This is a genomic window from Halalkalibacter hemicellulosilyticusJCM 9152 (genome assembly GCF_000513115.1).
GTDB classification, from domain to species: domain Bacteria; phylum Bacillota; class Bacilli; order Bacillales; family Bacillaceae_D; genus Halalkalibacter; species Halalkalibacter hemicellulosilyticus.
Genome location: NZ_BAUU01000039.1, coordinates 23,723 through 33,362 on the forward strand (window position 1 = coordinate 23,723; position 9,640 = coordinate 33,362).

8 protein-coding genes and 1 pseudogene are annotated in these 9,640 nt (G+C 37.2%); 8 read left to right on the forward strand and 1 reads right to left on the reverse strand.

What is annotated here, in order from left to right:
- Positions 1-87: 87 nt before the first annotated feature.
- The 4 genes and pseudogenes from JCM9152_RS18605 to JCM9152_RS18620 all read left to right on the forward strand — a co-directional run bounded on the left by JCM9152_RS18605 (position 88) and on the right by JCM9152_RS18620 (position 3,507).
- The gene (locus JCM9152_RS18605; RefSeq protein WP_035346867.1) at positions 88-567 is read left to right on the forward strand and encodes a GyrI-like domain-containing protein; all 480 of its coding nucleotides are present in this window, start codon (positions 88-90) and stop codon (positions 565-567) included.
- Positions 568-1,129, forward strand: a pseudogene (locus tag JCM9152_RS18610) (AAA family ATPase).
- A 345-nt stretch (positions 1,130-1,474) separates the two neighbouring features.
- Positions 1,475-3,160 carry a sensor domain-containing protein gene (locus JCM9152_RS18615; protein ID WP_052016148.1) on the forward strand — a complete coding sequence of 562 codons (1,686 nt, stop codon included), beginning with the start codon at positions 1,475-1,477 and terminating at the stop codon, positions 3,158-3,160.
- A gap of 113 nt (positions 3,161-3,273) precedes the next feature.
- The gene (locus JCM9152_RS18620) at positions 3,274-3,507 is read left to right on the forward strand and encodes a hypothetical protein (protein ID WP_035346869.1); all 234 of its coding nucleotides are present in this window, start codon (positions 3,274-3,276) and stop codon (positions 3,505-3,507) included.
- A gap of 40 nt (positions 3,508-3,547) precedes the next feature.
- Here JCM9152_RS18620 and JCM9152_RS18625 read toward each other — a convergent pair whose 3' ends face one another.
- The gene (locus tag JCM9152_RS18625; protein ID WP_035346871.1) at positions 3,548-4,162 is read right to left on the reverse strand and encodes an RsfA family transcriptional regulator; all 615 of its coding nucleotides are present in this window, start codon (positions 4,160-4,162) and stop codon (positions 3,548-3,550) included.
- A 202-nt stretch (positions 4,163-4,364) separates the two neighbouring features.
- Between JCM9152_RS18625 and JCM9152_RS18630 the strand changes: the two genes are divergently transcribed.
- The 4 genes from JCM9152_RS18630 (at position 4,365) to JCM9152_RS18645 (ending at position 9,381) form a co-directional block, all read left to right on the forward strand.
- On the forward strand, positions 4,365-5,660 hold the full coding sequence (locus tag JCM9152_RS18630; protein ID WP_035346873.1) for a replication-associated recombination protein A: 1,296 nt from the start codon (positions 4,365-4,367) through the stop codon (positions 5,658-5,660).
- A 132-nt stretch (positions 5,661-5,792) separates the two neighbouring features.
- Positions 5,793-6,959, forward strand: a complete 1,167-nt coding sequence (locus JCM9152_RS18635) for a chromate transporter (protein ID WP_052016152.1) — start codon at positions 5,793-5,795, stop codon at positions 6,957-6,959.
- A gap of 264 nt (positions 6,960-7,223) precedes the next feature.
- Positions 7,224-8,123, forward strand: coding sequence for an ABC transporter ATP-binding protein (locus JCM9152_RS18640; RefSeq protein ID WP_035346877.1), 900 nt, complete (start codon positions 7,224-7,226; stop codon positions 8,121-8,123).
- Positions 8,116-9,381: an ABC transporter permease gene (locus JCM9152_RS18645; protein WP_035346879.1), complete on the forward strand. Its 1,266-nt coding sequence runs from the start codon at positions 8,116-8,118 to the stop codon at positions 9,379-9,381. The genes JCM9152_RS18640 and JCM9152_RS18645 overlap by 8 nt, the downstream gene beginning before the upstream one ends.
- The last annotated feature ends 259 nt before the right edge of the window (positions 9,382-9,640 follow it).

The window sequence follows — 9,640 nt, forward strand, 5'->3', positions numbered from 1 at the left end:
GAAATTTATAAATGTTACAAGAGGTTTTTATCAGGTTTTGTAGAATAATATATTATGGAAGAGAATTGAAAAGGAGGAACTATTAACATGAGACGAGTAAAGTTGGATTCGTTTTATTTTGCTGGTGTAGGAACGAAAACGAGTAATGAGAAGGAGGTGACAGCTGAGGGAGTCATTCCGAAAATGTGGGAACAATTTTATCAACAATCGATTTCAGACGTGATTGAAAATAAGAAGGACAATACGGTGTTAGCTTTGTATTCTGATTATGAAACTGATGTAAATGGTCCGTATTTTTTCCGAATTGGTCATCAATTACAGTCAAGATCAGATCAGAACGGAGGAATAGAGTTAAAGGAAATACCTGCTGCGGAGTATATTGTGTTTACATCTCAAAAAGGGCCTATATCAGAAGTTGTACCACAATTATGGCAAGAAATTTGGAACTATTTTAGTACTTCATCAGAAAGTCGTTCATATTCAGGAGACTTCGAAATATATGATGAGCGGGCGGCAAATCCGAATGAGGCGATAGTAGACATTTATATTGCAATTGAGGGTAAATAGATGCAATGCATTTTCATATTTGGTCCACAAGCGGTTGGAAAGATGACGGTCGGCCGTGAATTGGAGAAATTGACAGACTATAAGCTATTTCATAACCATATGACACTAGAGTTGTTGCATCCGTTTTTCGGGTTTGGTCAAGAGACATGGCGGTTGTCGACATTATTATCGAAAGGAAATCTTTCAAACAATCGTAAAGGAAGGTCAATTAAAAGGGATTATCTTTACGTTTGTTTGGGCTTTTGATGAAGAAGAAGATTGGGAGTATGTAAATGAGATAAAAATGTTATTTGAGTCAAATCGGTCTAATGTAGTGTTCATTGAATTAGAGGCTGACATTAAAGAAAGGCTGAAAAGAAATCGTACGGAATATCGATTGCAAGAAAAACCTACGAAGAGAAATGTGGATCTATCAGAGCAAGAGCTAAAAGAGTCTGTATTGAGGCATCGTCTACAATCGTTAGAAGGTGAAATTAAACACGAGCAGTATTTAAAAATAAATAATATGCATTTAAGTGCGAAAGAGGTTGCGGATATAATTCAGCAACGTTTTATTACGTAACAAAATGGCTCAAAGGCTTATATTCCTTTGGGCTTTTTTCTTATTAATTATAAAGTGTAGCAGTCTAAAAAAAGTCGATAACAAGAAGGACTAACAAATTTTATATAGGTTTAATTGCAATTCTGTTATGAATCATTTAACCTACTTAATATAGGACTTATTTCTTGTGTATAAAGTTTCATTTATTTTGATAAATAATGTAAAGGCAAAGCTTTCATAGTGTAAAAAATGAAAAGGTTACTATATTAGCACGACGCTAACTAGATGTATTTTAAGAAAGCATGCCTATTTTAAACGAATGCTTTTCTCTCTTGTAAACCCATCAATATAAAGGTTGTGTGATACATGCAGAAGAACGAAACAAGCTATGAGAATTTCGAGAAGAACTTTGAAGCAACAGGACAACCGATTCTTTCAATTTTGGAAAATATACACGATGGTTTTTTAGTCATGGATCGTCAGTGTACGATTATTTATTTAAATAGAGTGACTGCCACTCATCTGAAAATTAAACGTGAGGAAGTAATTGGTAGGAATCTGTGGGATGTACTACCAAAAGCTGTGAATAGTGAATTCCAGTATCAAATGTATAAAGCGATTTCATTAAATAAAGCTTCCTGCTTTGAAAGTTTCTATGAACCGTTACATACATATTTTGAGATGACTGTACACCCGACAAAAGAGATGGTCGTTATCTATTGTAAGGACATTACGGAACGAAGACAAAGTGAAAAACTGATTGAACATATGAACTACTATGATATGCTAACAGGTCTCCCAAATTTAAAACTGTTTCAAGATCGACTTGAGCAAATGATGATGTATTCAAAGAGCCATCATGAATCAGTTGCGATCATGATGATTGACTTAGCACGTTTAAGAAGCTTTAAAGATCCACTAGGTTTTCAGATCGGTGATCATTTATTGAAGGAAATAGCAGCAAAATTGAAGGAGCTTATTTCTAACAGCGGAACTGTCTCGCGCATGAATCGAGATAAGTTTGTATGCTTTTTTGTACATTCAGAACGACAAAGATTGGTAAAAATACTGGAGAAAATACTGTCATTGCTATCAAATCCTATTCTTATTCAAGGAGAAAGTCGTTTACTTACACCGAGTATAGGGGTTAGTATGTATCCTTTTAATGGAGAGACTCCCCAAATACTACTTTCCCAAGCCGAATCAGCGATGACCCTTGTGAAAAACAAAGGTGGCAACCAGTACTACTTTTTTAAACAAGAGATGGATCGCGATATAAGAAAAAACTATGTACTAATGGCTGAGCTATCTAAAGCAACCCTTAATCATGAATTTCAAATGTTCTATCAACCTTTATTTGATACAAAAACAGGCCGCATTTCAAGTATGGAGGCTCTTCTTCGCTGGAAGCATCCAGTATACGGGTACATTTCACCTTATGACTTCATTCCACTTGCGGAAGAAACAGGCTCTATTATTGAGATTGGACAATGGGTTTTGAAGGAAGCTTGTAATCAAATTAAAGATTGGCAGAGTCAAGGTATTTACTCATGCGCTGTATCGATTAACTTCTCGGCAAGACAGTTACAGCAAGAAGGGGTTGTTTCGGCTGTGAAAGATACGATTCAAGAAACTGGAATAGATTCACACCTTTTAAAAATTGAAGTGACGGAATCTGTTATGATGGTAAATGTTGAGACAACGATTAATACGTTATATGATTTAAAAGAGATCGGCGTTCAAATTGTTATCGATGATTTTGGTACGTACTATTCATCCTTGCAATATTTAAAGAACTTTCCACTTGATATTATTAAAATAGACCGTTGTTTTATTCGAGATATGGTGGAACATACAAAGGATAGAGAGGTTGTTAAAATGATTATTGACCTTGGGCAGCAATTCGGTATGAAAGTTGTTGCAGAAGGTGTTGAAAACGATGAGCAATATAGAATGTTAAAAGAATATCAATGCGATGAAGTACAAGGGTATTTGTTTAGTAAACCTATTCCAGCAGAAGAAGTGAATCATTTTTTTATTCAAAGAAGTTAACATAAATAATTAAATGAAATCTAATTGATTTTATTCAAAAACTCAAATACGATGATAAGTATGGTATGGTAAAAGTATAATAACTTTTCAGTTGGAAAAAGGGTTGATGCTAAATGGGAAAGAATAAATGGATTTATATGTTGAAAATCGGTTTTATTTGGGGGGCATTGTTTGCTCTCGTAAACTTTGTGTTAGACTTTTTTAGCTTTGGTGCGAATATACAAGCCTTCCCACTTGCTGAGAGTGTTCTTACTATAATTGCACGGTTTGTGCTTAGCTTTCCGTTTGGTTTTTTATTAGGATGGGTGCTATGGCGACGTAAGCGCAGCACATACTCAATGGAATAAGTGCAACCCCTTCTCAAAATTGAGAGGGGGTTGTGTTAAGTTATTTTGCAAGTTTTTCTAGATTTCCGTTTTTATCCATCTTGAAAGCTGCGCTAGATAGAGATTCCTCATCTTCTAAAATAGCCATACGTCTAGCACGATTCATAATTTGGATAAGAGATTGGTAATCCTCTTCAATAATACTATTATCTTGTTTGATTTTCTTTAATTCTTTTTCTAGCTGCTGATTTCGTTGCTGTAATTCTTTGTTTTCTAATTCTAGACGAGTTTTATCCGTTTCTAGTACACTTGTTTGCTGGTGGGATTGCGCTAGCTTTTGTAAGAAAGCAATCACGGCTTCTAGCGATAAATCCCCTTGATCTAGCGCAGATTCTGGTAATGCGCTCCAAAGCTGACGAACTGGTGGATAATAGGAAAAAGATGCAGCACGTTTACGTTCTTTACGCTCTTTCTTCGCTTCAGAAATTTGTTTGACATAGCGGTTACGAACGACAGCATTCCATCTGAAACCACAAGCTGCCGATGTTCGATTTAAATGATCACCAACTTCATCAAATGCTCGTAATTGTGTGCTTCCTTCTTTAATATGCTTCAATACAGTTTCTGCTAGTAATACATCATCTTCATGAGACCACGCATCTTGTCTTACTTTCATTCTGTTCAACTCCTTTTAGTTTGCTTATTTGGTACAAATTGTCTCCAATTTCTTCAAGGTTTATACAAGGATGATAGAATTTTTTTTAGAAGTTGAGGAAATGAGTGAGCAATGACAGAAATTGTTTTGCAAATAAGACAACATGACGGTATGTGTGTATACTATATAAATGAATGATTTTGTCCGTAAAGGAGAGCTTTTAATGTTATTTGATTCTTTTATACAATCACCTCTTTCGTATAGAATGCGACCTAGAACGTTAGATGATGTGGTCGGGCAGAAGCATATCATCGGGCAGGAGACAGCGTTATATAAAATGATCGAAAATGGCCACGTGCCGTCTCTTTTATTCTACGGTCCTCCTGGAACAGGAAAAACATCGATTGCCAATGCGATTGCCGGAACAGTTCAGAAACCATTTAAGGCTATTAATGCGACAACGGCTGGTAAGAAGGACATCGAAGAGGCTGTAGGACAAGCACGTTCGGAAGGGAATTTAATTTTATTTATAGATGAGGTGCATCGATTTAATAAAGCACAACAGGATTACCTTCTACCACATGTTGAACGGGGTTTAATTACGTTAATTGGTGCGACAACTGAAAATCCATTTCATGATGTAAACCCTGCCATACGGAGCAGGTGTGGTCTAATTAAAGAATTAAAGCCTTTAACATTTGAAGATATTGAAGAATTAATAAAAGATGCATTAAAAGATGACGAACGAGGATTAGGAAATAAAAAGATCAAAATGGCTGATGAAACGGTAAAACTGATTGCAAATTCGACAAATGGTGATGCTCGCTCAGCATTAAATGTGTTAGAGCAAGCAGTAGAAGCTTCCATGAATAAGAACGAGGAGCTTATCTACGTTTCGGAAGCTGCTGTTATAGAATGTGTTGAAAACAAAGGTTTCTCACATGATAAGGATGGCGATATTCATTATTCACTCCTTTCATGTTTGCAAAAGTCGATTCGTGGAAGTGATGTTCAAGCTGCCCTTCATTACGTAGCTCGTTTAATAGAAGGTGGCGATTTGACATCAATATGTCGACGTTTACTTGTCATCGCCTATGAAGATATATCACTTGCAGCACCTGAGGTGGCAACTAATACGGTCGCAGCTGTTGAAGCAGTAGAACGGTTAGGGTTACCTGAAGCGCGTATTCCACTAGCAAATGTCGTTATTCAGCAATGCCTATCTCCAAAGTCCAATAGTGCTTACAAAGCACTGGACTATGCAATTGAAGATGTGCGTAAAGGGCAAATCGGTGAGATACCTACTCATTTGAAGGATGCGCATTATGCAGGAGCAAAAGAATTAGGTCATGGTAAAGGCTATAAATATCCGCACAGTTATCCAAATTCCTGGGTTAATCAGCAATACCTCCCTGATTTGTTAGTGGGTAAACAGTATTACAGTCCGAATCAAAACGGATTTGAAAAACAATTTTATAAAGTGTTTCATCGCTTAGAAGAGCTAAAGTTGCAAAAGTAAGATTTAGCGTAATGTAAAGCTCATGTAAAGATTTCAAATGATACTAGATGAAAAGAAGGGATTGTTTTAAGATAAAGCTTATGAGAAAGAAAGGGAGGGATTTGCTTGCAAGAAACAAAGCCAAAGTGGCGTATGCTACTTGAAATCTTTTTCATATCAACGAGACTTGGATTGACTTCATTCGGAGGGCCTGTTGCTCATTTGGGTTATTTTCATGAAGAGTACGTGAGACGAAGAAAATGGATGGATGAGAAAAGCTATGCGGATTTAGTTGCCTTGTGTCAATTCTTACCGGGACCTGCGAGTAGTCAAGTTGGAATGGGAATAGGTCTAATGCGTGGAGGGTTAATAGGGGGAGTCATCTCCTTTATTGGATTTACATTTCCTTCGGTTGTTGCACTCATTTTATTTGCACTCTTATTATTACAGTATGGTGCTCTTGATGCCGGATGGATACAAGGATTAAAGATCGTCGCGGTTGTCGTTGTCGCACATGCAATCCTTGGTATGGCTAAGAACTTAACACCTGATGTGAAGAGAAAGACAATTGCCATGGCTGCTGTTATCATCGTTCTTATTTGGCAAGCCGTGTTCTCGCAAGTAGTGGTTATTTTAGGAGCTGCTTTAGTTGGGTTTTTATTGTATCGTAATCAAAAAATAGATGATCCTGCAGCTAGTCGTTCTTTTCCTATTAGTCGTCGAGTAGGGACGTTTTGCTTACTTCTATTTGCGGGATTATTAATTTCTTTACCGATTTTACGTGAGTTAACCTCCTCGACACTCGTTGCGATGATTGATAGTTTTTACCGTGCTGGATCACTAGTGTTCGGTGGTGGACATGTTGTTTTGCCTCTACTTGAACGTGAGTTTGTACCGACTGGTTGGTTAACTGAGGAACAATTTCTAGCAGGGTACGGTGCGGCACAAGCAGTACCTGGTCCATTGTTTACATTTGCTAGTTACATAGGTGCGGTTATGAATGGATGGCTAGGTGGAATTATTGCAACTGTTGCCATTTTCACTCCCGCTTTTTTGCTCGTATTTGGAGTCTTGCCATTTTGGGATCAATTACGGCGCAATGAAAAGGTGAAAGGGGCGTTAATGGGGGTTAATGCTGCCGTAGTTGGAATTTTACTTGCGGCCTTATACGATCCGATTTTCACGAGCGCCATTACAACAAGTGTTGATTTCTCCTTTGCCGTTCTTTTATTTGGTATGCTAGTCTTTTGGAAACGCCCCCCTTGGGTTGTTGTTTTAACAGGGGCAATCGGTGGATCGCTAATAGCGATATTCATCTAATACTAAATAACTGAAAAACTCTAAACGTCTTTGAGAAATGACTCTCAAAGACGTTTTTACGTTATGTCATTCTATGTTCTGTAGTAACAGTGGAGGAAGGCTGCCTTCAACGCTCATAAGTTTATGAATGCTAATTTTGTACACGGCAGATGGAATATATGTTATGGTAATAATCAGTTAATTTAATGATTAGTAAGGTGAAACTTTTATGGTGATTGTAACGTATGTCTAATTAAGTACTTTTTAGGAGAGGGGTTTTATGATATGTCGTTGATGCTTGATGACGTAACGAAGCAGTTTGGCTCATTTACAGCTGTAGATCACTTATCATTAGATATTCCTGAGAAACAAATCTTTGGCTTTCTAGGAGCAAATGGCGCTGGAAAGACAACGACTTTTCGAATGATTCTCGGATTGATGGATCAATCAGGCGGAAAGATTTCTTGGAATGGAGAAAGAATCGACTATAGCAAAAGTGATGAGATCGGTTATTTACCTGAAGAGCGTGGTTTATACCCGAAGCTTAAAGTGCGTGACCAAATTGTTTATTTAGGAAAGCTTCGTGGGATGAAAAAAAGTGATATTTTAACAGAATTAGAGAGTTGGCTTGAACGATTCAAAGTTCCAGACTATATCGATAAGAAAATTGAAGAACTGTCAAAAGGGAATCAGCAAAAAATCCAATTTATTTCAGCCGTTATACATAAACCGAAACTTCTCATTTTAGATGAGCCGTTTTCTGGACTTGATCCGGTGAATGTAGAATTACTAAAGGAAGCGGTTGTTGATTTAAAGGAAAAAGGAACAACGATTCTTTTCTCATCACATCGAATGGAGCATGTGGAGGAGCTGTGTGAGTACCTATGTATTCTTCAACATGGGAAACCAATCGTTCATGGTGGATTAAGAGACATTAAGCGCTCTTTTGGGAAGAAAAATGTGACCGTTCATGCTGACTTCGACATCGAGTTTCTTACTGAAATTGATGGGGTTGTCAAGTTGAAGAAAACGACAGAGGGTGGCATACTGCAAATCACTAATGAAGAGGTGTCACAAAAAGTGTTATTAGCTCTTCAAGGTAAAGGATTTGTACGAAAATTTGAGCTAGAGGAGCCGACTTTACACGATATTTTCATTGAGAAAGCTGGTGAATCTTATGAATAAATTTTGGATTGTTCTTTCACATACGTATTTAAGTCGAGTAAAAACCAAATCATTTATTATAACGACGGCATTATTTTTACTGTTTATTTTTGCGATGGTTAACTTGCAGTCAATTATTGAATTATTTTCTTCTGATGAGCAAGAACAAACTGTAGCTGTAATCGATGAAAGTGAGTATTTGTATGATGTTTTATCGGAAAGTATGGAGCAGGTTGATCCGTCTATTCAATTAATTGAATATGATGGTACGTTAGAAGAAGCAGAAGAAGCTGTTTTAAATGGTCAGCATGATGGGGTTTTACAAATATTTATTGATCAAGATGAATTGCCTACAGCTTCTTATCATACGAATCAATTTACGGACACTATGATACAAACCCATCTTGAAGCACAGCTTCAACAAATGAAAGTGGCTCTTGCAACGAGTCAAGCTGGGATTGATGAAGACGTACTCGCAAGTATTTATGCACCAGTTTCATTTGAAACAGTGGCGATTGACAGTGGAGATGGTAGTTCAACAAGAACAGAGGAGCAAATTTCAGGAGCAATTGGCCTCGTGTATATTATTTTATTTCTGTTGTATTTTGCCGTCATAACGTACGGAAATATGATTGCGATGGATATAGCAAATGAGAAGACTTCTAGAGTTATGGAAATATTGATTTCAAGTTCATCACCTGTTAGTCAAATGTTCGCAAAAATTCTCGGTATTGCATTATTAGGATTAACACAATTTGGAGTCATTATTTTATTTGGATATTTTCTCATTCAGCAAAAGCAAGACGAAGCAGCTGGAAGTATGTTTGAGTATTTCGGGTTAACGGATGTTGATCCAGCGACATATATTTATGCGATTGTCTTTTTCCTGCTTGGATATCTTCTCTATGCAACAATGTCAGCAATGCTTGGTTCGATTGTAAGCAGGATTGAAGATGTTCAGCAATTAATGATGCCAGTAATTATTTTAATTGTTATTGCGTTTATGATTGCGATGTTTAGTTTAACGATGCCGGATTCAACGTTAGTGACGGTTACTTCATTTATTCCATTTTTTACACCAATGCTTATGTTCTTAAGAGTAGGAATGTTAGAGGTTCCATTGTGGGAAGTTGGATTGAGTATTGGTTTAATGCTTGTAACAATTGCAATACTCGCGATGATAGGGGCACGAGTGTACAGAGGTGGAGTATTAATGTATGGAACATCGACTTCATTGAAAGATTTCAAGCGAGCCTTACAATTATCGAAGAAGGAATAAGTAAAAAGAGTGTTCGTTCAACGTAGATAGTATCTTTTCAAAAGAAGAAGAGTCTGGGACAAAAGTATTTTCATAAGTGAGAAGCCGAACAAACCTAGAGCGGAGCACATTCACCGCTCCTGAAATATACTTCGCTTTCCGCGGGAAGCTGGTGAGCCTCCTCGTGCTTTGAACTGCCCCCCTATTGTTGGACAGCGATCTAACAATAGGGGTGTTGTGATTGTGATGAAAAAGTTTACAAGTGTAGAAAAACATCAAA